At 40.1% G+C, this 25,838-nt stretch carries 10 protein-coding genes; 4 read left to right on the top strand and 6 right to left on the bottom strand.

The window, feature by feature from the left end; translation table 11 throughout:
- Positions 1–417: 417 nt before the first annotated feature.
- From UABAM_RS08145 to UABAM_RS08135, 3 genes are all read right to left on the bottom strand, one after another.
- Positions 418–9,717 (bottom strand): WD40 domain-containing protein, encoded by a 9,300-nt coding sequence (locus UABAM_RS08145; protein ID WP_151967504.1) that lies wholly within the window; start codon positions 9,715–9,717, stop codon positions 418–420.
- Positions 9,718–9,896: 179 nt separating this feature from the next.
- A complete protein-coding gene (locus tag UABAM_RS08140; protein ID WP_151967503.1) occupies positions 9,897–13,013 on the bottom strand; it encodes an efflux RND transporter permease subunit in 3,117 nt (1,038 codons plus the stop codon).
- A gap of 1 nt (position 13,014) precedes the next feature.
- Positions 13,015–14,445, bottom strand: a complete 1,431-nt coding sequence (locus tag UABAM_RS08135; protein WP_151967502.1) for an efflux RND transporter periplasmic adaptor subunit — start codon at positions 14,443–14,445, stop codon at positions 13,015–13,017.
- A gap of 192 nt (positions 14,446–14,637) precedes the next feature.
- Between UABAM_RS08135 and UABAM_RS08130 the strand changes: the two genes are divergently transcribed.
- Positions 14,638–17,955: a WD40 repeat domain-containing serine/threonine protein kinase gene (locus tag UABAM_RS08130; protein ID WP_151967501.1), complete on the top strand. Its 3,318-nt coding sequence runs from the start codon at positions 14,638–14,640 to the stop codon at positions 17,953–17,955.
- A gap of 155 nt (positions 17,956–18,110) precedes the next feature.
- On the opposite strand, the gene coaD is transcribed toward UABAM_RS08130, so the two are convergent.
- Positions 18,111–18,620, bottom strand: coding sequence for a pantetheine-phosphate adenylyltransferase (gene coaD / locus UABAM_RS08125; protein ID WP_151967500.1), 510 nt, complete (start codon positions 18,618–18,620; stop codon positions 18,111–18,113).
- A gap of 148 nt (positions 18,621–18,768) precedes the next feature.
- Between coaD and UABAM_RS08120 the strand changes: the two genes are divergently transcribed.
- The 3 genes from UABAM_RS08120 to UABAM_RS08110 all read left to right on the top strand — a co-directional run bounded on the left by UABAM_RS08120 (position 18,769) and on the right by UABAM_RS08110 (position 21,470).
- Complete coding sequence (locus UABAM_RS08120) at positions 18,769–19,827, top strand: SGNH/GDSL hydrolase family protein (protein WP_151967499.1); 1,059 nt, start codon at positions 18,769–18,771, stop codon at positions 19,825–19,827.
- A 75-nt stretch (positions 19,828–19,902) separates the two neighbouring features.
- Positions 19,903–20,799 carry a DapH/DapD/GlmU-related protein gene (locus UABAM_RS08115; RefSeq protein ID WP_151967498.1) on the top strand — a complete coding sequence of 299 codons (897 nt, stop codon included), beginning with the start codon at positions 19,903–19,905 and terminating at the stop codon, positions 20,797–20,799.
- 2 nt (positions 20,800–20,801) lie between these two features.
- Positions 20,802–21,470 (top strand): NUDIX domain-containing protein, encoded by a 669-nt coding sequence (locus tag UABAM_RS08110; RefSeq protein ID WP_151967497.1) that lies wholly within the window; start codon positions 20,802–20,804, stop codon positions 21,468–21,470.
- 42 nt (positions 21,471–21,512) lie between these two features.
- Here the strand turns inward: UABAM_RS08110 and UABAM_RS08105 are convergent, their stop codons facing one another.
- Entirely contained in the window at positions 21,513–24,599 is a 3,087-nt protein-coding gene (locus UABAM_RS08105) for an efflux RND transporter permease subunit (RefSeq protein ID WP_151967496.1), read from the bottom strand.
- Positions 24,596–25,663 (bottom strand): efflux RND transporter periplasmic adaptor subunit, encoded by a 1,068-nt coding sequence (locus UABAM_RS08100; protein WP_173013201.1) that lies wholly within the window; start codon positions 25,661–25,663, stop codon positions 24,596–24,598. Before UABAM_RS08100 ends, UABAM_RS08105 begins: the two co-directional genes overlap by 4 nt.
- Positions 25,664–25,838 lie beyond the last annotated feature (175 nt).

Here is a 25,838-nt window from a genome sequence, read left to right as displayed (position 1 = left end):
CTTTCTCGTTATATTCGAAATCATTATTTTCTTGATTCTAAATCATTTAAATTAAAACGGTTGCAGTACTCTCCCCTTTCTTCTGTTAGGTAACTCCTACTTATGCAACTACTACGGAAACTTTTGCAGAGGCACTGCGCTATAGGTCATCCCTATAGGAATTTTTTCCCATACTGGAGGAGGACTTTCTCTATTAGTCAATAGTAATAGAGAAAGTCCTCATCCAGTTATTGCTACTGTGCAGTAAATTGCCAGTAGCTTCTATAGATTTGTCTACAGAGATGCCTATAGATAGACTGCACAGTAAACCTACAGACAGACTACATACATGTGTTGTTTTACTGTACTATTGTAGTCCATTTTTACGTCGCGCAAAGGGGTAAAAAAGAAAAAGAGCAAAGGGATACAAGTCAACTGTTACTTGACTTTCGCACCCGAAACGCAGAGGCGCAAACCCACACCGCTATCGCGGCCGCCGGGCCTGTAGCCGAAGCGCAGAGCCGACCGACATTCCCTGGCTCCGTACTTCCAGCAGCCGCCACGAAGCACCCGTTCCCAGCCCTCTAGTGAGCCTTTGGGATCCTTCTGCTCAGCAGTACTGTAATCACCATACCTGTCACTGCACCACTCCCACACATTCCCATGAAAATCATAACACCCCCAGCTATTTTCATTGGGTAAACTTTTTACTGCAACTGTACTCGCTGTTTGTCCTGACCAATTGGGGTCAAAACATACTTTCGAAGTATCTATACTATCTCCTAAATTATAAGCCCTCGTTGTCCCCGCGCGACAAGCATACTCCCACTCCGCCTCCGTCAATAACCTCATCCCCACTCTTTTACAAAACTCCGCACAATCCTCCCACGATACGCTCTCCACCGGCCCCTGTAAACCCACATCTTTAAACTCAGATGGATTCGAGCCCATAACAGCCGACCACTGCCCCTGCATCACCCCCGTCTCCCCCACATAGTACACCTCACTCACCCACACCTTATGTCGTACTTCATCATCCTCACGATCCTTTTCTCCCTGCGGTGATCCCATCCAAAACTTCCCCGGCGGTATCATCTTCAACACAAACTTCGCACCACTTCTTTCAATCTCTTTCGTCAACTCCAACCCCTTCACCTGCGCATACCACTCCTGATAGCTGTGCGCTAACTCCACCTGCTTCTCGTGCGACAAAGCTCCCCACTCCTCTACCGTAAAGTCGATACATTCCTTCTCCGCATTCCAACACAACTCCCATAATGAACTCTCCCAACCCTGGGGAGCGGCTTTGCTTATGTTGATGTTTAGTTGCTGTATGGCGAGTTCTTCCTCGGCAACGCGTAGGAGTGCGTTGATTCTTTTCTCCCCTGTGGTGGTGACGCGTAATTCAATCTTCGCCAGCCTAGTTTCTATTAGGTTTAAGAGGTTTTGCTTTAAGCATAACTGCAAATATTTGTTAGCTTTATCTTTTTGTCCCTTTGTTTTAGCTAACATTCCCAGGTAACAATAAACCTGACATCGACGTTTGACATCTTTACTTTTTGCTTCCAATAATATTTCTTCTTCTGAGATTTTACCACGGTAGTACTGAAAGACTTTCCAAAGGACATCTTGCTTGTATAACTCCTTGCTATTTGTGTATCTTATTATCCTTCTTAGATATACATCGTAAATATCGCTAAGTTTATCTTGCTGCCCATAGTAATGAATATAGAGTAAAAGGTAAAACTGGCATGCTTCTTGGTTAAGTAAATTTTCCACTGTTTTGGGAGAAAACTTTGACAATAACAACTCGACACGAATAGGAGTTTGTAAAGTGGCTTTTTTGGCGAAAAATATTGCTTGCTTTACATTTCCTTGATAGGCATAAATAGTTGCTAAAGTGTTTCTGGACTGACATATTCTATCTTGAATCTTATAATCCAAATAATCATAAATAGTTGCGACAGTGTTTTTTGACTCTTCCTCTGTAGCGTGATGCAATAATTGAAAATCTTGTTGGTTTATTTTATTCACCTTTTCATCAAGATACAACTCCCATATTCTCTTATTAAGTTCGCCACTACAAATACTTTCAACTTGTTTTGGAGTAAACTTTTTAAGTAGTAGCGGCACTCGTTGTTTTAACTTTGAACTGCTAACAAATTTCTTTGCGATTTTTTCATTTCCCAACCAAGCATGTATCATTGCGAGAGTATCAATATATGGAGGAAATAACGCCATACTTCTATAAGTACCTAATTTTGTTGCCAAAATATCAATGCATTCATTTCGCATTTTTATAAAAGCTGTAAAAATTGCCAGTTCACGTTTACTTAGCGCCTCTAGTTTTTCTTCTGTGTAAATACCATGTAATTTTTCATGGAGTCCAGAAAAGTTGTCTTTAACATGTTGCTCTATTTCTCTAAAGGAAAACTTCAAAAGCAGCAGCTTAACCAATATTTGAGTATCTGGCAATCCTCTTTTAGCAACTTCCTTTGCTTGTTCTTCCATTCCCAACCAAGCATAAGTGCAAGCTACTGTTTCAATATAATCGTGCCTAGTAAAATGACTTAGGTAATCAATATCTTTGTAATTAATAACTTCTTTATTTTGTTTCCAAAGTGCTTGTTGTAAAAGTGTATTAATATTAAAGGCACGTTTGTCATTCGATAGATACTCACTAGGTAAATTTGCGGGACGAGTCCATTTTTTGAGCGACAATTCATTAGAAAACTGGTAGGAAGAAATTTTTTGGGCTAGTTTTTGTGGTTGTTTTTTTTGAACAATTTTCCATTGTACTGTTGTACCACGAACATTAGCATCTCCATATGACTGGTCAACAACAAATTTGGCTGGATCGTTAGTTCTTTTTGTATTAGCAATACAATCTTCAAAATGGGGACTTTTTTTACCTTCAAGTAAGGGATTTCCAAATTTGTCAACATTATCAATATAGATTACGTTCTCTGTCGAATCAACAGAAAACGCTTTACGTCCGCCTTCCCCGAAAACTATTGGCCAAGCATAAATGCGAAAATGTTGTTCTTGCATATCAATAACATTATATTCAGTTTCATATGGAGCAGCCTTTCTCGATGTGCTATCAGTTAAAGGTTTACCTAATGAAGACGGAAGAAAAATCTGAAAGTAGTAACCATATTTATTTAAAAATCCATATTCATTGATAGTTCCGAGTTTTTTAATCATGGGTTGCAGCTTCTTGCCACTTCTTGTACGAGAGTCTCTAGTTAGCTGCAACTCGGCTAGTAGCCTATATTCTCCATCACCATCATCATCTTGATCTATGTCTGGTAAAGCTTTCGACAAGTTTTCTGCGAAACTTAGCAGTTTGAGTGTTTTTATAACAGACTCTTCGTTTAATATTTCTTGAGATTTTTTAATCTTTATAGGCACAAGTAAATCTTTTGAAGTAATTTTTGACATTAACATTTTGGCTTTTGTTTTATTTCCCTGCCATGTATAAATATCAGCAACAGTTTCGATGTAGTCTTTACGGTTAAAGCGGAGTAGATATTCTAGATGTTGTTTTTTGATATTATTTTTATCTTTATTTATATAAGCCTGTCGCAATTTTCTATTGATTTCGTGAGCTTTTACATTGGTCCATGGATATTTCGAGGGAGTGGCCTTTATACGACTCCAAAAATACTTTTGAGTGTTCTTCTTGCTAAGAGTCATGTCGGAGTTTACTTTATATGAAAAGTACGATTTATTGCCTTGACCAAAATAACTCAGAAATCTGTTGGAATCGCCTTTATGCTTTTTGTAAAAAAAAGATAACTTTTTTAAATCTATAAACGAATTTTTAATTATGGTAAGATGAGAAGAGTAATCACGCATGTCTCGTAAACAGGAAACAATATTTCCATCTGGACTAAATAGTAGAGAGGTAATTACACCACTCCGTATCGGGAAAATAGATACTTGTTTACAGGTTGCTACATCCCATAACTGTATTGTATTATGTTCCGCATTCTTTGTCATAACAATTTTGCTATCGGGGCTAAACGCAACAGAATTAACTGCATCAGTATGTTCTTCAAATGTAGCAATTTGTTTTGCATTATTTACATCCCATAATCTCACAGATTTATCTTTTGAAGCTGAAGCGAGAATTTTGCCATCCGGACTAAACACTACAGAATTAACTGCATCGGTATGTCCTCTAAGAATAATAAGCTGTTTTAAACCACTTGTACCACATAATCTCACAGATTTATCGTTTGAAACTGAAACGAGAATTTTGCCGTCTGGACTAAACGCAACAGAATTAACTACATCAGTATGTTCTTCAAATGTAGCAATTTGTTTTGCATTATATACATCCCATAATCTCACAGATTTATCTTTTGAAGCTGAAGCGATAAATTTGCCATCCGGACTAAACACTACAGAATTAACTGCATCGGTATGTCCTCTAAGAATGACAAGCTGTTTTGCGCTAGTTGTATCCCATAATCTTATAGACTTATCTCTTGAAGCTGAAGCGATAAATTTGCCATCTGGACTAAACACTACAGAATTAACCACATCGGTATGCCCTTCGAGAGTAGCAAGAAGAGCTCCAGTTTTACTATCCCACACTCCCACTATAGGATCATTGTAGTCACTACCGGAGATATGTAAACCATCTGGACTAAATGCTATTGCTAAGATATCAACATATCTGCCACATATAGCAATTTGTTTTGTGCTAGTTGTATCCCATAATCTTACAGACTTATCTCTTGAAGTTGAAGCAAGCATCCTACCATTTGGACTAAATGCCACATAATTAACCACACCAGTGTGTCCCTGGAGCTTAGCAATTTGTTTGCCGGATAACGAATCCCATAATCTCACAGAGTTATCGTTTGAAGCTGAAGCGATGAATTTGCCATCTGGACTAAATGTCACATAATTAACTGCATTGGTATGTCCCTGGAGTATAGCAATTTGTTTTGCGCTAGTTGTATCCCATAATCTTATAGACTTATCTCTTGAAGCTGAAGCAATGATTTTGCCATCTGGACTAAATATAACACAATGAACCGTATTAGTATTTCCCCTAAGCATGGCAGTTTGTTTTCCACTGCTTACATCCCATAATCGTACTGACCTATCGTCTGAACATGAAGCAATAATTTTACCATCTGGACTAAACACTACAGAATTAACTGCATTGGTATGTCCACTAAGAATAGTAAACTGTTCTGCGCTAGTTGTATCCCATAATCTTATAGACTTATCTCTTGAAGCTGAAGCAATGATTTTGCCATCTGGACTAAATATAACACAATGAACCGTATTAGTATGTCCCCTAAGCATGGCAGTTTGTTTTCCACTGCTTACATCCCATAATCGTACTGACCTATCGTCTGAACATGAAGCAATAATTTTACCATCGGGACTAAACACTACAGAATTAACTGCATTGGTATGTCCACTAAGAATAGTAAACTGTTCTGCGCTAGTTGTATCCCATAATATTATAGACCTATCTTCTGAGCATGAAGCGATAAATTTGCCATCTGGACTAAACGCTACAGAGTTAACAGTATCAGTATGTCCACTAAGTATGGTAGTTTGTTTTCCACTACTTGTATCCCATAATCTTATAGACCTAGTTTTATCCCATACCGATGCTCCTCTACCGTCTGAACATGAAGCAATGATTTTGCCATCAGGACTAAATGCTACTGAGTTGATGCTTGACTTATGCCCCGAAAGAAAAAAAGTATTCTCATATCTTGTTTTCCACAAGCAAATTGAGCGATCAGATGATGCAGAAATAACAAATTTGCCATCAGGACTAAATGCTACTGAATTGACATCGTCAGTGTGTCTCTCAAGTATAGCAATTTGTTTTGCACTGTTTGTATCCCATAGTCGCACAAACATATCACTTGAAGCTGAAGCAAGTGTCTCACCATCGGGACTAAATGCAATAGATTTAGCCATTACTGAAGTAGAAAATTCTGTTACTTTACGAGTCACTATATTAAACAATTTTACTCCACTAAACGAAGCTGAAGCGATGGTTTTACCATTTGGACTAAATGCTACTGAATTAACCCTCTCAGTATGTCCAGAAAGAAGAGTAATTTGCTTACCAGTCCTCGAACTCCATAATAGTACCGACTTATCATCTGAACATGAAGCAATGATTTTACCATTTGGACTAAATGCTACTGAATTAACCCTCTCAGTATGTCCAGAAAGAAGAGTAATTTGCTTACCAGTCTTCGAACTCCATAATCGTACCGACTTATCATCTGAACATGAAGCAATGATTTTACCATTTGGACTAAATGCTACTGAATTAACCCTCTCAGTATGTCCAAAAAGAAGAGTAATTTGCTTACCGGTCGTCGCATCCCATAATAGTACCGACTTATCATCTGAACATGAAGCAATGATTTTACCATTTGGACTAAATGCTACTGAATTAACCCTCTCAGTATGTCCAGAAAGAAGAGTAATTTGCTTACCAGTCTTCGAACTCCATAATCGTACCGACTTATCATCTGAACATGAAGCAATGATTTTACCATTTGGACTAAATGCTACTGAATTAACTCTACCAGTATGCCCAGCATCGGTAATTTGCTTACCGGTCGTCACATCCCATAAATTCAAAGATTGATCTTGAGATCCAGAGGCAATAACTTTACCGTTTGGACTAAATACTATGGTGTTAATAGTGTCACTATGTCCTAGCAATACAGCTATTTGTTGACTAGTGGATTTATTCCATAGACTTATAGATTTGTCGTTTGAACCAGAGGCAATAATTTTGCCATTTGGGCTAAATGCTACAGAGTTAACTGCTGCAGAATGTCCTTTGAGTATAGCAATTTGTTTTTTACTTTCCACATCCCATATACTTATAGATTTGTCGTTTGAACCAGAGGCAATAATTTTACCGTCTGGACTAAATGCTACTGAGTTAACTGATCTAGAATGTCCTTTGAGCATAGCAATTTGTTTTTTACTTTCCACATCCCATATACATAACGACTTATCATCCGATGCTGAAACAATGACTTTGCCATTTGGGCTAAATGCTACAGAGTTAACTGCTGCAGAATGTCCTTTGAGTATAGCAATTTGTTTTTTACTTTCCACATCCCATATACTTATAGATTTGTCGTTTGAACCAGAGGCAATAATTTTACCGTCTGGACTAAATGCTACTGAGTTAACTGATCTAGAATGTCCTTTGAGCATAGCAATTTGTTTTTTACTTTCCACATCCCATATACATAACGACTTATCATCCGATGCTGAAACAATGACTTTGCCATTTGGGCTAAATGCTACAGAGTTAACTGCCCCCTCTATTTTTAAAACTGCGATTTGTCTACCAGTTACAGCATCAGATAATTGTATCGATGCACCAGAAGCTGAAGCGAGAATTTTGCCATCAGGGCTAAATACTGCAAATTTTATTACGTTAGAATATTTCAATGTAGTGGTTTGCCAAACGAACCGACTATTATAACGATGTAAAGCTAGCCAAATCATTTCGTGACTGGATTGCTTGATTTTTTCTATCAGGCCTTTGTGTTTTTTACCTGGATTTTTAATTTTTTCTAGTAATTCCAAAGCCTTATTCGCATATGCCCCACATTGCTCATACTTATCATTTATATCTTGCTCACTGTAATAATTACTCTTTCCCGTCCCTTGCTTTCTTACTTCATCAAGTATCGATTTTCTTACTAATTGCGATTTATTCAACATAATCTGAGCATCTTCGATTAACAACTTTATTTCATTGTCATATTTTAGAACTAACTCTATTCCTTTACTATTCAACCATTCGTATACAGAACTTTCATGACTATACAATAACATTTGTCCTTGTATAGTTTTTTGTAAACTAGAGGAATCTAATTGAGCAATGTAGTTATGCACCTCCATCGGTATAGTGTATCCAATACTATTCTTCTGCCACAAGGGCTTCTGATAATTTATGACATAGTTTTTTAGACTCAATACAGTTTTTTCGTTAGCGTAAATCCCCAGTTTCTTTAGAACGTTCGCTACAATAAGAATTGTTGTTTTTTCATTTTTCTCGTTTTTCTCCTTTTGTTTTTCGGTAGATTTTTCTGCTTTTCTCTGTTCCTCAACAATCTCTTTGTCTAACAAATCAGAGATATCATCTATTACCTTACGAAGTTCATCTACTTCTTTTGCCTGTACATAGTTTTCGACCATGTCATCAATAAATTTTATTGCTGCATAGTTCACATCTTGTTGTTCTTCTTTTAGTAATTTATTAATATGGACTATTGCATTTTTTGTCAATGCTATCCGCTCTTTTTTACTCTTTTGCTGGATAATAAACTTCTTAAGCGCCTCGCACGAAGAGATTCGTATATCTGTGTAGCTCTTTTCATCTAAATACAATGGTGCAATTAACTTGGGATTCAAAACTTTATCTTTTGGGAAAAACATAAAGTCTCCATCTCCAATATTAGCATATCGAGGTGTTTGCGATGCGTTCAAACGATCATCATTGACAAGAGTTGTCATCATATAGTAACCCAAATCAGAAACGAGCTGAATTCCGTCTGCACGACCAGTTAATCCTTTTAAGGCTTGAAGAAAAACAGCAGAAAATGGTGAGTGATCCTTTGTACCTGTTAGCTGTGCATATTTTGCAGAAATTCCCAATTTATCCGCAACCGCTTCATTTCCGGTGCCAGCAGTAATTATCTGAAAAGCTCTACGAGCAAATACACGATCAATGTTTTCACCCTTGCCAAATTGAAATGTTGTATTGCTATACCCTTCTAACTTAGGTTTATATTTATCCTGAAGGATAGAACCACCAAAACAACAATCCAAGACCATTAAGGTATGACGTGCTTCTGCCCTAGATAGTTGTTCGCCAATACTTTTTAAAGAAAGATTTTGTGTCTTATTTTTTGTACTATCTGCTGGTACTAAATATCCTGTCACTCCATGACCAGCATAAAACAACATCAATGAGTCATTGTTGTTTACTTCCCTACAGATGTCATCTAAATACTTTTGAACAACTGCTTTTGTTATGTAGGTAGCTACAACGATTTTTTCACTACCGTATTTATCTTTATATACTTTTTCATTTTCTTTTTCTCCTACCAGAGTTAAATTATGTTGGCGATAAACTTGTTGAGGGATGGTATCACATAAGTAGACAACATTTTCAAAACCATAACGCCCTGTCAAAATTGATGCAACCTCTCCTGCATCAAAGCTAGGACCTTCAAGTGGTGTGTAATGTTGGTATTTGTTAATCCCAATAACGAGAGCATGCCTTTTGCCATATCGTAATCTCTGTCGGAAATCACTACTTGCACCTAAAACATTTAACCCCCCAAGGTTCCTAGTTAAAAATGAAGTTGTACGTTGTTTTTCTTGTATAGATTTGACTTTAGTTTTTTCAAGCGGGAGTTGTTTTTTGATTGAGACAGAAGCGCCAATGTCTCTAGCAGTTTGGCTAGCTAGCCAAAAAAGTTCTTGATCACTATTTTCCAGAGAGTGGCTTAGTAAATTTTGAAGTTCAGGTAAACTTTTGTAAGCTTTGTTACCTATTTTCCGCAATTCTTTTATAGCATGTATTTGTTGTTTTCTATCTTTCGATTGTAATTGATCTATCCATTTTTGCAATGCCTGTTGCGAATGGTTATCTTCAGCGATTAAGCACACAAACAACAATACAGTAAATAGTATGAACTTTTTCATTGCTATTCCTAACTAAAAACTTTTTCCCCGAAATATCTGTAATAACAAAACACCTTAAGTTGAAGTTAAATCTAATTTGGTAAAGAGGTGCAAGGGTGACAGAAGAAACATCCCATTCATCCTGTTAATCCTGTCAAAAAAAACTATCCTTTCCATCCTGTTAATCCTGTCAAAAAAAATCAATGTTGCTCCTGTGTGGAAGCAGGCTCAACTTGCTCCGCAGTAGGCCAATATCCCGTTTTTAACCAGTGGAATACGCGACGTATGTCATTTAAAGCTAAATAAAAACAAGGAACGATAAACAACATGATCACTGTAGCAAAAATAAGACCTGCAGCCAAAGAGAGTGCCATGGGCTTTAAAAATTGTGCCTGGAAACTCTGTTCGGTTAGTAGTGGCGTGACACCAGCCACAGTTGTCATGGATGTCAATATAATTGCACGAAAACGCAGTGGACCGGCCTTTTGTACAGATTCTAATACATTGACTCCTTTACGCTGTGCGTTATTGATCTGCTCGATGAGAACCAACGAGTCGTTGACGACCACTCCGGAAAGGGCCACCACACCGAAAAAACTCAACATGGTGAGTTCGTACCCCAATAAAAAGTGACCAAGAATGGCTCCTATTAGTCCCAGAGGAATTGTGGTCATGATTAACATGGGTTGCAAATAGGAACGGAAAATCAGGGTTAGGATGACGTATATTCCCAAAATACCAAACACAAAGCCGGTGACAAGAGAGTCGACAACGCGCTGATTTTCGGATTGTGCCCCTTCGGTTTTTATCTTCACCCGGCGGTATTTTTTCTCCAGTGCGAGGAAGTTTTTGCGCATATCTTTTAGTATATATTGAGGTGTTACGAGAGTTTTATTTACCTTCGCGGTTACCTCTACACGTCTTTGGCTGTTACGGCGCAAAATTTCCGATACGCCGCGTTTGATTTCCACGGTCGCGATTTCCGAAAAAGGAATTTCTGTTCCTTCGTCGGTACGGATGCGAATGCGTTCTAAGTCAATGATATGCTGACGATATTGTCGTGGGTATTTGATGTTGACTTTAATTTCATCGCGACCTCTTTGGATTTTGAGAGCTTCCAGTCCATGAAATCCCTGACGAATTTGCAACGCGAGGTTTTGTAGGGTAATGCCCATCATGCGCCCATATGGTTTTAGCGCGACATGCATTTCTTGTTTTCCCGGTTTTAAGTCGCTTTTGACATCGTAGACACCTTGATAGTTCTTCAACATTATCTGCAATTCTTGGGAAATATATTGCAACTCTGCTAGATCACCACCTTCGAGGAAAATTTGAATGTCTTTTCCTCCGGGGCTACTCTCTAGGTTGAAAAATTTGGCGGAGGTGGCGTAGTCAATCTTACCCACCCTGTCACGCCATAAATTGAGAATGTCTTTTGAGTGAAGGTTGCGTTTTTCGGGTCCTACCAAGGTAACATATACACTACCGGTATTTTCTTTTCCTTCTCCTGAAATAGAATAAACACTTTTAACTAAGCGCGGTTGGTCTTTTTTGTTGAGACTCAAAGCGGCGTTTTCTATTTGTGAAGTGGCGTTTTGTGTATAAGAAACGGGCGTTCCTTCGGGAAACGCAACTTCGGCTTTTAGAAATAAAGCGTCGCCTTCAGGAAACATGATGTATTTGACAAAACCACCGAAGACGAGAGACAAAGACATGGTAAAGATGACGAACATTAGTGAAATGGCTATGTAGCGGTATTGTAAAACGACATGATAGACGGGAGCGTATAGACGGTGAATCACGTACTCAATGCTCGCGTCGATTGTTTGACGTATTTTCGATGTTGATTTTGTTGGAGAGCCATGACCCAAGTGCGCGGGCAAGATAAACAAACTTTCGATTAGTGAACCAATGAGAGTGAGAACAACTACGAGCGGTAGCACCGAAATAAATTTTCCCAGAACACCGGCGACGAAAAATAAAGGCATGAATGCCAAAACAGTGGTGGAAACAGCGGCAATTACCGGCCATGACATTTCGCTGGTGCCATCAACGGCGGCTTCCATCATCGAAGTGCCTTCTTTTTGGCGGCGATATATATTTTCTCCGACAACAATCGCATCATCTACAACAATACCGAGTACGAGAATGAGGCCAAATAAGTTGATCATGTTTAGGGAGCTACCCAGGGCAAATAGGACAAATCCGGTAAAAGCAAATGAAATGGGAATACCAATCGTCACCCAAAAAGACAGACGCAAATTCATAAATAACCATAGGCATAAAAATAACAACAGAAGTCCTTGCCAGCCGTTTTTTATAAGAAGTTGAATGCGATCGGTGATATTTTTGGAAAAGTCCGCTAAGGTCGCTAGCTTCATGCCCGGTGGGAGTTCTTTGCTCTTTGCTGCAATGTAATCACGTACTTGTTTTGCGACTTCAATGCTGTCTTCCTCTTTGGTTTTTTCCACGACAAATAGCACCGCTCTTTTGGTGTTGAATTTTCCGATACTTTTGCCTTCGACAAAAGCATCGTGTACTTTGGCGATTTGGTTTAGGCGTAGTAAGGTTCCATCTTCTTTGGTGACAATGGCCAAATTTTCGTAGTTTTTCCCGGTGTAAATGCGTCCTTGGATTTCGATTTTATATTCGCGATTTTTGGTGCGAATGGCACCTGCGGGTAGATTGACACTACTTTGCTGAATAATTTGTGAGATTTGCTGTAAAGTGATTCCGTAAGCGCGGAGTTTTTCTTCGCTAACTTCTATGGTGATTTCATAGTCGCGAATACCTTCCAGTTTGACCTGCGATAGACCCTGGGCAAAAAGTTCGTCTTTGATGTCAAGAGCCATTTCACGCAGTACGCGTTCTTGTGCGTCTCCATGGAGTACCATGAGATACACCGTGTCGGTGGCGATGATTTCTTGCACTTCTGGTTTTTCGATATCTTTGGGCAAGGTGGTGATTTTGTCTATTTTGCTCTTCACATCTTGTAGAATTTCTTTAGTATCACGGCTACGACGCTCTTTGAGTTCTAAATTTAAAAAAGCAATACCTTCACTGGCCGAGCTTTCAATGTTTTTTATTTCCGGTGTACCTTTTATGGCACGTTCAATTTGGCGCAAAACACCTTCCTCTACCTCGGTAGACGACGCGCCGGGATAGACGACGCTTACGGTAATCATGTCGATGTTAATGGGGGGAAAGGTTTCACGATATAGGTTGGAATATCCGAAAAAACCTGCCACCAAGAAAACAATCATCAGTAAGTTTGGTAAAACGGGATGGCGCGCAACTTCGCGAATTAGGTCTCTCATGTTACTTCTCCTGTCTTATTTTTAAAGGCATTCCCTGTATAGGGTACATGATCGGAGAAGTAATGACGAGATCTCCAAAAGTAACGGCATTTTTTTTATTGCGATCTTTGGGAAAAATCATGTACTGTCCACCGCTGTAGTAAGTGAAGACTTTTTCGATATGCAGTTTGTCACCGCGCAGTAAATAGATGCTGTCTTGTTCGCGAATGGCTTGTTCCGGTACCGCCATCGCTTTTTCGATTTCAACACCCTCAATACTTACTTGGCAATATACTCCGGTAAGAAGAGGCGGATTATTGTTTTTTAGACCAAGCCAGGGATTTTCTATTTGTACAACAAGAGGTAGGGTGCGTGTTTTTTCGTCAATGGGCTCTATACGTACTAAGGTACCGTCCCATTTAAAACTCCGGCCAAAAGCGACCCAAGTGACCTTTGCTTTGGGAGTTCCAATTGCCTCTTTGATGTCACGTAAGTTTTCTGGTAAATTTTCTTGCGGTACATAGGGAATCTTTTGTAGTTCTTCAGGATCGACCTTCACGACAACTTCGTAGATGCGATCGTACGCTAGCTGCCCTAGTTCCACCCCCGAAGATACAAATTGTCCAATTTCGGCATTTTTTGCCACCACTTCGGCGCTAAAAGGAGAGGTGATTACCGTTCGTTTTAGGTCTTTCTTGGCCTTTTTTAAATTGACTTCACTACGCTTAATGGTGATTTTAATTTTCTCGATTTCATGAGGAAGTGTTTCTAGCGATTTTTGTGTCGCGAGTAGTTGCTGTTGCTGTTGTAGGTAACTAGTACGGGTGGATTCCCATTCTTTTTCCGACAGTCGCCCGCTCGTGGCTAGTTTACGGCTGCGTTCGAGATCTTTTTTGCGTAAGTCGAGTTGTTCTTTTAATAAATTGAGTTCTTTTTGCAAAAAGGAACTGGTTTTTTTGAGACGTTGCCATTCCGCTTTTGCTTCTTCAAGTTCGGCTTTTACCAACTTATAGGTAATTTCGTAATCTTCGGGGTTGATTTTGATGAGAATTTCGCCTTTTTTGACAAAGTTACCTCTTTTAAAACTCTTGGCGATATAAGTAATACGCCCTGAAACTTCCGAGGTCAGCATTGTCTGGCGTTGTGGACGAACAGCTCCATAGCCATCAATGGTGGTTTTTATCGGTTGTGGAGAAATTTCAATGATATCAACTTCTTCGACTTTGAAGTCAACTTGCTCTTTTTTGGATACTTTTTGTTCTGTTTGCGCGATACTGATGGAGACTAAAACACCGAAAAACAAAATGGTAATGGGAGTAAGAATCAAAATAGCCCACCGCAAATACGGATACTCTTTATTTATTGATGGTTTTTCGGAGATATCTTGTGGTGTGGATTCTTTATTTTGCGGTAGATCGTTTTCTACTTGTTGATTTTGTGTTGGTTCATCCATTTATTTTTCTCACTATAAAATGCAAATAAGGTAAAATCACAAATTGACGCAGCCGTTATATTTACGTTATAATTTTAATCTAAAAACTTTACCACAATTGAACCAAGTGTACAATGGATAAAGTAATGATCGATAATACAAACCCTACCAAACCTCAATAGCGAATGTTTAAAATTTAGATGGGATTCTGTGATGCGTGAAAAAAATTGGTATTTGCGTTTGGAAAGTGAAAACAAGGTATTTGGCCCCTTTTCCAAACAGGAACTTGTTGCTTTTCATCGACAAGGCAAGCTGAGCCGGGAGCATGTCGTATCCAAAGACCACAAGCACTGGGTGGGAGCTTTGCAGATTTTGTCTTCTTTTGAGGAAACACGACGACTTCGGGCCCCACAACAACCAATTTCAGGGCATTCACATAGTAGTTTTGTAAAGACGAAAAAGCTTTCTTTGCCATTGGATAACCAGGTCGGACATTACAGAATTTTGGGAGAGCTTGGGCGCGGAGGAATGGGAATTGTCTATAAAGCTGAAGATCTAAAGTTAAACCGCGTGTGCGCATTGAAGGTGATTCATCATCAACAACTTACCAACAGTCGCAGTGTGGAACGTTTTATTGAAGAGGCGCGGTCCATTGGTCACTTAAAACACCGCAATATTGTCACCATTCACGAAATTATTACCACTCCGATACACATGTTTGCCATGGAATATGTCGCTGGGCAAACGTTACAAAAATATCTGTTGGCGGATGACTTCGACATCCAAAGATTTATGCAAATAATATTAGAAGTTTGTGCCGCATTGGAGTACGCTCATGAACGGCAAGTCATTCACCGCGATTTAAAGCCAGAAAATATTATGATCACCACAGAGGGGCATGCCAAGGTGATGGATTTTGGTATTGCCCGGCGTTTGGACGCCGAGAAAACTTTGTCGAAAACCGATGAGATTGTGGGGACTCCGGCGTATATGGCGATCGAACTTCTCAACGGTGGTAAGGCGGACCAACGCAGTGATATTTACGCCGTGGGAGTGATGATTTACGAAGCCCTTACCGGAAGTAAACCGTTTGTCGGCAAAACACCTGTGCAAATATTTTTTCAAATGGCACGCAAAGACCCTACGCCACCATCAAAGCTACATCCGAAAACCAATAAAGATTTGGAAGCCGTTTGTCTTAAGTGTTTGGAGAAATCTCCGGAGAAAAGATTCCAGACGGTGCGACCACTACGCGACGAAATTGAACGCTTTTTAAACAACAAACCCGTGCTCACACATTCTCCAGGTATTGTTTCGAAAACGCGGAAGTGGTGCGAGCGCAATCCTGTTGCCGCAGGTTTGTGTTTGCTGATGTTTATTTCCATTATCATGACGATTTACCTCCTTGCTTCGCATGCACGAGAGCTGGAGGATAGCAACAACCAACTACAAACTGCCGAACAAGCGACCAAAAAAGCATTGCAAGAGAAAAAACGTGCATTGGTGAAATCGCAGCAAAAATTGGCGTTGGCGCATATGAAAATGTCGGAGTACCATATTGCAACGCGCTTTTATACAAAAGCGCAGAAAGATTTACTGGCCGCAAAGAATATTTTTGGGGCATCACCTGGACAAAGTAAGCACCTCAACGACATAGCTATGGCTCTAAATTATACGACAACACCTATCCTGCCGCGGCTAGCAAAAAAAATTCCGTTCGAGGCAAAGGACTTTGATTTTAGTAGCAATGGACAATATTTTTTGTTGTACCGAAAGAAACAGCTTTTTGTGTGGAACACCTCTGTTCTTATTCGCGATGAGGAAAACTTTTCGTCTCCGCAACAGATCGTACCTATAGGCTCATCTATCTTTAGCATCACCAACGACGGGCAAAATGTTGCGTATGCTGTTAGAAACGAAGTGCGGATATATAATCTTGCGCGCAAAAAAGTAGAGAAAAAATTTTCTTTTGGTGGCAGAATAAAATTTTTGACTTTCTCTCCGAATGGTCGCTTTATGGGAGTTAGTGTGATTCGGTCGCGAACTTCGTTCGAAAATATGATTGTCGATTTACAACAAGACAAACAATTTCTGTTTGATGAGGTACGCCGTGAGAGCCTGGCGAACATTACTTTTAGTCATGACAGTTCCCGCGCTCTGTGCCGCCTGCACATAGGAATACAAGTGATGAACCTCAACGACAAGAAAGTCAACTCGCTTTGGTATGCTGGAAATCCAGTGGCTGGCGCGGCATTCACACCAAATAAACGCGTATTTGTCTACGATAAAGCGGGTAATATTTTGGTGTGGAATGCTGCCAGCAAAGCCAAACAGCAAGATATATTGTTTGCGGCACACCCCAATAAACACATCAATCATGTTGTTTTTAGCCAAGATCGACGTTTTTTTGCGACGGTGGCAGAGGGGCGAGAGGTGGTACTATGGGACATGATGACACGTGGTAAAATACTCTCCTTTACCGTGGACAGTCCTATCTATGAAATTCGTTTTGATCGCAACAATCGGCATTTGCAAATGGTTTGTGTGAAGGAAAAGCTCTATTACTATTGCTGGAAAATAGAGCCTAATTTGCAAAAACAACTGTTTGTCAGTAAAAAAATAGCACAACAATTTGACGAACTACAAAAATTTATTACGCATGCCAATTCTTTTTCTTCGGGAGGAATTGCTTTTAGTCCTTCGAAAAGATATGTGGCCATGCCCATTCTGACGCATTTATTGATGTGGGATTTGCAAAAGTCTACTTTTTCCCACATTGCGGCGTCGGTGATGTATCAAGAATTATTAAAGATTACGTTCTCTCCACAGGAAAAAACGGTTGCGTATAGTTTTAACAAGAATCATGTGGAATGGCAAAACCTGGAAACGGGAGAGATTACGTCGTTGTCACTGCCACGAAGAAGTCACGGTTTGATTTTTTGGAACGAAAACGTTCTGTTATTCAATTCTGACAAGCAGCTTTTTGCGTATGATATGGTTGCGGAAAAATATATATTACAAAAACCATATTACAATAGGGTGCTGCGTGCTCTTGAAATAAGTCATGATCGTAAGTGGATTGCGCTTATTCGCGAAAACGTCGTGCATATTTTTGACCACGAAAAGATTCTCGACAAAAATTATGAGGGAACAGTCGTGCCCATGAATTTTCGCGGACATTTTTGTGCATGGAGTAAAAATAGCAAGCGATTTTCGATCAGTGATGCCAAGGAAGTGGCAATTTTTGATCGTGTGGAAGAGCGTTGGGAGTTAGTGAAGTATATACGTAGTCCTTTTGATATTGTTCGCGTTAGTTTATCACCTGATGGGAAGTATATGTGTGTTTTTGGTCGCAATCAAATGTTTATTGAACATCTGGAGAGTGGGACGCGCAAACCGGTATGGACGGGTTATTTTTTGGGGACATCGGCTTCTTTGGATTGCGATTGGAAATATTTGGCGATACCTAGTATTCAACGTGGTGTGGTGTTATACAATTTTCCTTATGGACGAGATACATCATTTTATTAGAATTTGACCGTTACCGTAGCCTTTTGTTTTCGGTCAGGGTCACGGTCAGGGTCACGGTGACGATTACGACTACGATTACGGTGACGATTACGGCTACGGCTACGGGCTACGGTGACGATTACGGCTACGGTGACGGTTATGGAGTTGGTTGTGGACTAAAATAGTTCCTTTAGTAGCTCCATTCTTTTTGCGAAGATTTGTTTGACATCTTCAATAATTTCTTCTGGTAAAAAAGCGTCAATATCTCCCCCTGAGGCGGCTACTTCGCGTACTAGGTAACTATTGACAAAAGCAAAGTTGGGAGTACTCATTAGAAATAGAGTTTCTAAATTAGGTGATAGGGTCTTATTGGTGACCGCCATGTGAAATTCCATGTGAAAATCTGTAGGGTTACGTAGACCGCGAATGAGTACATTCACTCCGATATTGTTGGCGTAATCAACGGTGAGTCCTTCATATGTGGCAACGGTGACATTGGTAAACTGTGCCGTGGCCTTTTCCAATAATTGTACGCGTTCGTCGGGTTTGATAACCGCTTTTTTACGCATATTGATACCAACGCCAACGATTAGGCGATCACAGACATTGCAAGCGCGGCTAATAATATCTAAGTGTCCCTTTGTCGGTGGATTAAAGCTTCCTGCATATAAACCTACGCGTTCCATAACTCCCCCTTGTATTTCAATAAATGGAATTTATAATGTTATCATTTACTAGTATACTAGTACGCTGTTGATTTAGTATGCCATTGTATAATATCGGGTAATTAACTCTCAAGTGATTTTATAAGTTCTACAAAAGACTGGGGAAAGAATGAGTGCTAGGAATAAAAAAATACGTGTTGTTTTTCGAATATTCTTAGTGTTGCTGTGGATAGGGGTTGCGTTTTTTTCCGCCGAATTTTATTTGCATTACCAGCACGATGAATGGTTAGAGAATAGTAAAGTTTTGCAGGAAACAAAAAGAAAAAATGCCTTTTTTACCGAAGCATACCACAATAACTTGTGGGCAAAAAAATGGTGGGAATACAAAAAAAACATGGTTCTTTTTTTTGAAAAAGATGGTATAAATTTTCAAATTCGCACCAATGCTCAGGGGTTTCGTGATGACGATGTTCGTGAAAAGAAAGCAAATGAACTACGTATTGTGTGTGTGGGAGGATCAACCACCGTTGAAGGACAGACCAATGCAACAACATATCCCAACTTGGTAGAAAAGCGACTACAAAAGCATCGTGTGGATGTAATCAATTGCGGTATATCAGGGCTGTTGTCGTCGGGAGAGTACCAAAAATTACCGGTGTATCTTTCTCTAAAGCCTGATATTTTAATGGAATACAACGGGGTAAATGATATTTGCCGTGTTTTAGTACGCAACTGGGAAAAAGATTACTCTTCATTGGCGAAATGGTTGCATGGTTCTCTTGTACTAAAGATGATTTTTCAACCGTCGCTCATGCCTAGCCAGAAAAAAATTGATGAAGATATTGATAAGGTGATGATTACAAATTTAAAAAAAATTTGGCAACAAGCAAAAGCCCACAACGTAAAAATGGTTTTTTGTAGTTTGGCTTACCCCGATTTACAAAAGTCTTCTACGGAGGAGATCGCTTATTTAAATTACAATCTAAACGCATTTTGGCGTGCAAAGTACCTATCGATTCACGATTATTGTCGCGTGGTGGAAAATTACAATGAACAGTTGGAAAAGTTTTGTAATAAAAACAATATATTGTTCATACCTGTGGCAAAGAATTTAAGAGGTAGCACCAACTACTTTGTCGATATTTGTCATCTAACTCCTGAAGGTATCGAGCAAAAATCAAAAATTATCGCAAAGCATTTAATCGAGTACATCGAACAAAAAAAGTGACTTGTTGTTACACTTGCTATTTCGCAAAATATTCAGTAGAATTACCAAAACTTTTTTATAGTGAAAGTTACCGTTATGGAAGAAAAAAAGTCTCAAAGAGTTGACGTTGATGCAAAAAAATCTACGCGAGGTGGATTTGCTGGGCTTGTTGAAACAGGATTACGTAAATTTCGCAGCATCGTGCATTGTTCTGTTTTGTTGCTATTGTATGTTCTAGCATCTGTTCTCATTGGATTGGCATTAGTACCGAGTATTTATTTTGTTTCATTTATACACAAATGGACATACACATGGTTTCACCTATACCACTACACCGCATTCGCCATTTCTCTTGCCGCGGGCTATTTTATCTACGGCTTTACTTTAATTTTGGTCGTTTTGCCAACAGCAAATTTTGTTTTTCGTCTAAAATTAAAACCGTGGCGCGGGATTTACTACTCTTTGGAAGCTGTTCCTTGGTACGTTCATAACGGATTTACCTATATTGCGCGTTATACCTTTTTATTTATGATTACCCCGACACCTTTTAGCATGATGTTTTACAAACTGATGGGGATGAAAATTGGCCGAGGAACACAACTCAATACCGTAAATATCTCTGACCCTTCTCTTCTGACACTAGAAGACAAAGTTACCATTGGTGGTTCGGCGACGATTATTGCACACTATGGGCAAGCGGGGTATCTAGTCATTAGTCCTGTGCGTATCGGTAAAGGAGCGGTTGTCGGTTTGAAGTCCACCATTATGGGTGGTGTTACTATTGGTAAGAAGGCAAAAATATTGGCAAATTCTTTTGTGATGCCCAATACGGAAATCCCTGATGGTGAAGTTTGGGGTGGAGTTCCGGCAGTATGCATACGCAAAGCAAAGCCTCAAGAGGGAGAAAAAGCCGCAGTTAATGAAGAAAAGCCTCAAGAGGAACAAAAATCGACGACAGATGAAAAATCAACAGAAAACACAGAAAAGGAATAGTTATGAAGGTCCACAATAAAAAATGCCTGGAAGATTATCCAGATTATCCGAAGAGAGCATCTATTGAAGATCCTTATGCACCTGTATATTTTAATCACAAAGACAATGATACGCGTAGTTACGCTGACCCTGAAGATGCCGAAGCTGTTAAGAAAATGACATTTAAAAGTCATACCGGAGATATTAATGTGGTGGATGGCTATCCACAAAATCCCGTAGGACGCACAGGAATGACCGGTAGAGGAATTTTAGCAAAATGGGGAGCCAATTTTAGCGCAGATGTGATCATTACAAGAGGTAGCGGAGATTTGGAAGTTCTTTTGGTCAAAAGAAAAGACACTTTGGAGTTCGCTGTTCCTGGAGGGATGATCGATACTGGAGAAACAAGTTTGCAAACAGCACAGCGCGAACTAAAAGAAGAAACAAGTATTGAGTTAGATTTATCCGCGGCGAAAAAAGTGTACGAAGGTTACGTGGATGATCCGCGTAACACTGACAATGCGTGGATTGAGACTTCTGTGTATCATGTTCATGTTGAAAACTTTGATCCACAAATTACAGTACAGCATTCCGAAGTGATTGAGGGGGGATTTTTCTCACTTAAGGAGGCGCTACAACAAAAAATGTTCGCATCGCACCGTGCATTTTTGGAAATGATATCCGCGAATTAAGAATACTAGAGCCTGGTTTTCACCAGGCTCTAAGAAATAAAGCTACACCTCTTCACATTTTATCACACCGAATAAACGTTTTATGTCGCGATCTACAGCATAAATACATGGAAGCACGATTAAAGTAGCGACGGTACCAAATAGAATTCCCCATGCCATGGCAAGTATCATTGGAGTAATCAGTGGATTAGAACCTGCAACACCGTAAGCCGCAGGAAGAAGACCCGAAACACTTGTCAAAGAGGTTATGGTAATGGGGCGTAATCTCTCACTCGCACCTTGTGCAATAGACTCATCTGTGTATAGTTTTGTTTGATATACTTCTCTATTGAGAGTGACAATCATCACCAGCGAATCGTTCACTAGGACCCCTATTAGACCAAGAACTCCAATGAGAGCAATAAGGCTAAGAGGAAGGCCATGGAGTATAAACGTCAGGATAACTCCCGCGATCCCAAAAGGGATGACTAGGAGTATCAAGAACGGTTGTGACATGGAGTTGAATAGTAAAGCCAATATAAAGAAGATACCCACACTACAGATACAAAATGCCACCAAATAATTACCGAGCGCTTCTTGTTGTTGTTCAATCTCACCGCCATACCATATGCGTAGTTTGGAAAAGCGCTGCAATAGTTTTTGTTGCTTTAAGAATTTGGCTACCTTAGCATTGATTTCGCCCACACTAATTTGAAAGCGATCTATGTCAGCAGAAATTGTGATGTTGCGTTGTCCGAAGTAGTGCTGAATGGCGGCCTCACCGGTACGCAAATGGAAATTAGTAAAGCTCTTTAGCGGTATTTTTTGTTGTAGACGATTAATAATCACTAAGTTTTTCAATGTTGCCAACTTGCCCTGTTGCTGATTATCGAATTGTAAGCGATACTTTATTTTTTCGTCAATGGTTTGCAATTCGTTGATGATGAGTCCATCAAAGGCGATTCTAACAGCTCGGGTAACATCTGCTACTGCTATGTTGCGGCTGGCCATTAATGAGTGATCAAAAAGCAGTTCGATGACATCTTTTCCTGATTTGTAACTGCTGTTGACGCTGACAACACCTGATTGTTGTTGTAGGAAATCATACAAAATTTTGCCCAGTTCAAAGCGGGTAGGATCGTTGCCTATAATTTCTAGTTGCACAGGAGCTCCTGGTACAGGAGCTTCTTCCAGTGGTTCGAATGCAATGCTATTGTATCCCGGTAAATTCTGCACATGGTTGCGTAGTTGGGCGATGATGTCATTGGAGTTGGTGCTTCGTTCCCCTTGGGGTTTCATGTAGATCGCAATAAGCGACCATGCCGGATTAAAACCTTCGGTAATACCATAAACATTGGTGTTGTGGTGTCCAATTTGCGAAGTGATACTTAGAAGATCTTGTTGTGGAGTTATTTTGCGTATCATTTTCTCCAGTTTGGCGGTCATGACTTGCGTATGGTGAAATGACGAGCCTTCCGGAAGCTCTACTTTGGCAAAAAAAGTATCGATGTCTACTTCGGGATACAAATTAAACTTTATCGAACCTGCTAAAAAGAGAATTCCTATGAATACAGACAGAATTACCAGTAGGGTAAGGCAGCGCCAGCGAACTAATTTTAAGATGAAGCTATGGTAGAAATTTTGACATGTGGCAAACCATTTGCGTGCGGTGAAATCTCCCTTACCACCCATTAAATGTGCTGGAAGCATAAATTTGCATTCGAATAGTGAAGCTCCAAGTATTAAAGCGACCATCACCGGTAATGTCCACATGAATTTTCCTTCTAGACCACCCAAGAAAGAAACAGGAGTAAAAGCGAGAATCGTCGTCAACGTGCTGACGATGACAGGAGCTGCGACGCTGTGTGTACCATTAACACTTGCCTCCAGGGGTAACTCGCCTTTTTCACGGTGGCGATAAATACTCTCTCCGGTGACGATGGCATCATCTACAAGCATTCCGATCATCAAAATAAGGGCCATAAGTGACAGCATATCGATACCAATTCCTAAAATGGGCATCATGGCAAAGGTGAAACAAATGGAAACTAAAAGCCCCACACTTACCCAAAAAGCTAAACGTATGCGGAAAAACAGCACCAGAGTGACAAACACTAATATGAGACCGATAAGTGCGTTTCCAATGAGAACATCAATCATCATCAAGGTAAAGCGCGATACATCGTTTACTGCAACAACCTCGACTCCAGGAGGAAAACTACTTTGCACATTTTTGATGAAGTTTTTCACAGCAGCGGTGGTTTTCACCGCATCGGCATTGGCTTTTTTACGTACGGAAAGTGCAATTCCCATTACATTGTTGATGCGCGACTGTACCTTCCAATCTTCGTAGTCAAGAACAACTTGAGCTATATCGCGAACGCGGATGTAGTTACCGGGTTCGGCCGCGCGAATAATGACGTTTTCCACTTCTTTTGGCTGCGAAAACTGTCCTACGGTAAGGACTTTTTTTTCCGCGACGAAGGACTCTACCGACCCTCCAGCGTCGCGAACATTGCGTTTGTTGACGGCGGTGATAATTTCATCATACGTAATGCCAAGGTGTTCTAAGCGACCAGGATCTAAAAGAATACGTACCTCGCGATCGCGGAATCCTATCTTCTTTACTCCCGAAACACCAGGTACCTCACGTAAACTATCCGCTAATTTTTTGGCCGTAAGGCGCAAAAGTTGTTCAGGTACTTTGCCCGATATATGCAGCTCTATCACCGGAACCTTTAGAGAGGAGATTTCTTCTACAATAGGCTTGTTGGGGATATCACTAGGTAAAAGACTTGCGGCGCGATCAACTGCTTTTTGGATATCATTGACGAGTTGTTTTTGGTTTTTGACATCTGGGTCGAGACGTACGGTGATCACCGAAATACCTTCCATACTGTTGGATACCACTTTTTTCAAACCGTCGATCTTGAGAATTTCTTCTTCTATGGGCACTGTGAGTGATAATTCGACATCTTCTGGTCCTGCCCCGGGGCGCGCAGTAGTGATGGTGACAATTCCCAAATCGAATTTGGGAAAAACTTCGAGTTTCATGTTGGTAGTGGCGAGAAAACCAAACACAATGACCACTGCCATGAGTAGATTGACGAGGAGATGGCGCTTTGCAAAAAAAGCGAGGAGGTTTTTCATGGGATCTCCTTTACAGGGGAACCATTGACAATTTGTTGTAGATTACTTGTAATCACTTTGTCTCCCGGATGGAGACCTTGGAGTATGAGCACTTGATCATTAGGAGAAGTACCGATGACCGGCTCTATTTCTTCGGCCGCGTTGTTTTTTACAATGTAAAGTACCTTGCGACGCTGGCGATCTACGAGAATATTGTCGGGTACGACAATCGCGTCTTGTATTTCTAAACCTTGTAACACTACCTTGGCCGTCATACCGGGGCGCAGTAGTCCTTGCTTGTTTTCGATCATCAATTTGACAGGAAAGTTTCCTGTACGTGTATCGGCTTTAATGCCCAAAGCTTCCACACGCGCAGAGTAAGTATAACCAGCGACACCCGAAGAGGTGACGCGCGCTTCTGATCCAATGCGTAAATGATTGATGTCTTTTTCGCTGACATAAGTGGCGACACGCACCGTTTCGACAACCTGAATGACACCAATGAGTTGTCCGGGTAAGATGGTTTCCCCTGAGTGGACATTGCATTTTTCGACAACACCTGTGACCGGACTAATCAATCTACTCTCTCGTAACTCGCGCATTGCCAATTTGGTGGCTGTCAAAGATTGTTCGTACTGCGCCATTGCTTGGCGAAGTTTTGCTTCCGTAGCGTCGTATTTTGTGCGCGCAGCATTTCCATGCATAAATAGTTTACGCGTACTGCGTGCCTCTTGTCTTGCTTTGTGAAGACGTGCACGAGCGTCTTTTACCGATTGTTCGGCATTTTGCAAACGCAGCTTGCGTTTTGTACTATCAAAAGTAATTAATTGTTGGCCACGTTTTACTGTTTGTCCTTCCTTGAAAAACACACTTTTTATTTTAGCAGAAAACTCTACGGTGATTTGTACTTCTTTTGCGGCTTCAATAACACCGTACGCGGAGATCATTTCTTGCCATTTTTGTGATTGTATTGTCATTGTTTTCACTTGAGCGATGCGTATATCTTGTTGAGATGTTTGTGTCGCTTGTTCTTCGCAGCTACACAACAGCATGATGCAGATTATTGTCCATATGTAATGGGGCACGTTACTATTCCCTAATAAAAAATCGCGATTATCCATAATTTACTTTAGAATGAGGCGGTGCTATTATGCTATAACTTGTTCTATAGAAAATGACTTGTGCTAGTAGAAATAAAACAACACAGATTTAGGGCGTGTCATCAATTAAAGTTTGTTTAATATTAAAGTCATTGTAAAT

This window comes from Candidatus Uabimicrobium amorphum, assembly GCF_009002475.1.
Lineage (GTDB): Bacteria > Planctomycetota > Uabimicrobiia > Uabimicrobiales > Uabimicrobiaceae > Uabimicrobium > Uabimicrobium amorphum.
The sequence above is the reverse complement of the archived record's forward strand: the minus strand, read 5'-3'. Positions and strand labels throughout refer to the sequence as shown.

Bases quoted from the DNA above. Each gene is read 5' to 3' on its own strand.
- UABAM_RS08105 (WP_151967496.1), bottom strand. From the start codon at position 24,599: ATGAAAAACCTCCTCGCTTTTTTTGCAAAGCGCCATCTCCTCGTCAAT.
- UABAM_RS08140 (WP_151967503.1), bottom strand. From the start codon at position 13,013: ATGAGAGACCTAATTCGCGAAGTTGCGCGCCATCCCGTTTTACCAAAC.
- UABAM_RS08120 (WP_151967499.1), top strand. From the start codon at position 18,769: ATGAGTGCTAGGAATAAAAAAATACGTGTTGTTTTTCGAATATTCTTA.
- UABAM_RS08135 (WP_151967502.1), bottom strand. From the start codon at position 14,445: ATGGATGAACCAACACAAAATCAACAAGTAGAAAACGATCTACCGCAA.
- coaD (WP_151967500.1), bottom strand. From the start codon at position 18,620: ATGGAACGCGTAGGTTTATATGCAGGAAGCTTTAATCCACCGACAAAG.
- UABAM_RS08145 (WP_151967504.1), bottom strand. From the start codon at position 9,717: ATGAAAAAGTTCATACTATTTACTGTATTGTTGTTTGTGTGCTTAATC.
- UABAM_RS08110 (WP_151967497.1), top strand. From the start codon at position 20,802: ATGAAGGTCCACAATAAAAAATGCCTGGAAGATTATCCAGATTATCCG.
- UABAM_RS08115 (WP_151967498.1), top strand. From the start codon at position 19,903: ATGGAAGAAAAAAAGTCTCAAAGAGTTGACGTTGATGCAAAAAAATCT.
- UABAM_RS08130 (WP_151967501.1), top strand. From the start codon at position 14,638: ATGCGTGAAAAAAATTGGTATTTGCGTTTGGAAAGTGAAAACAAGGTA.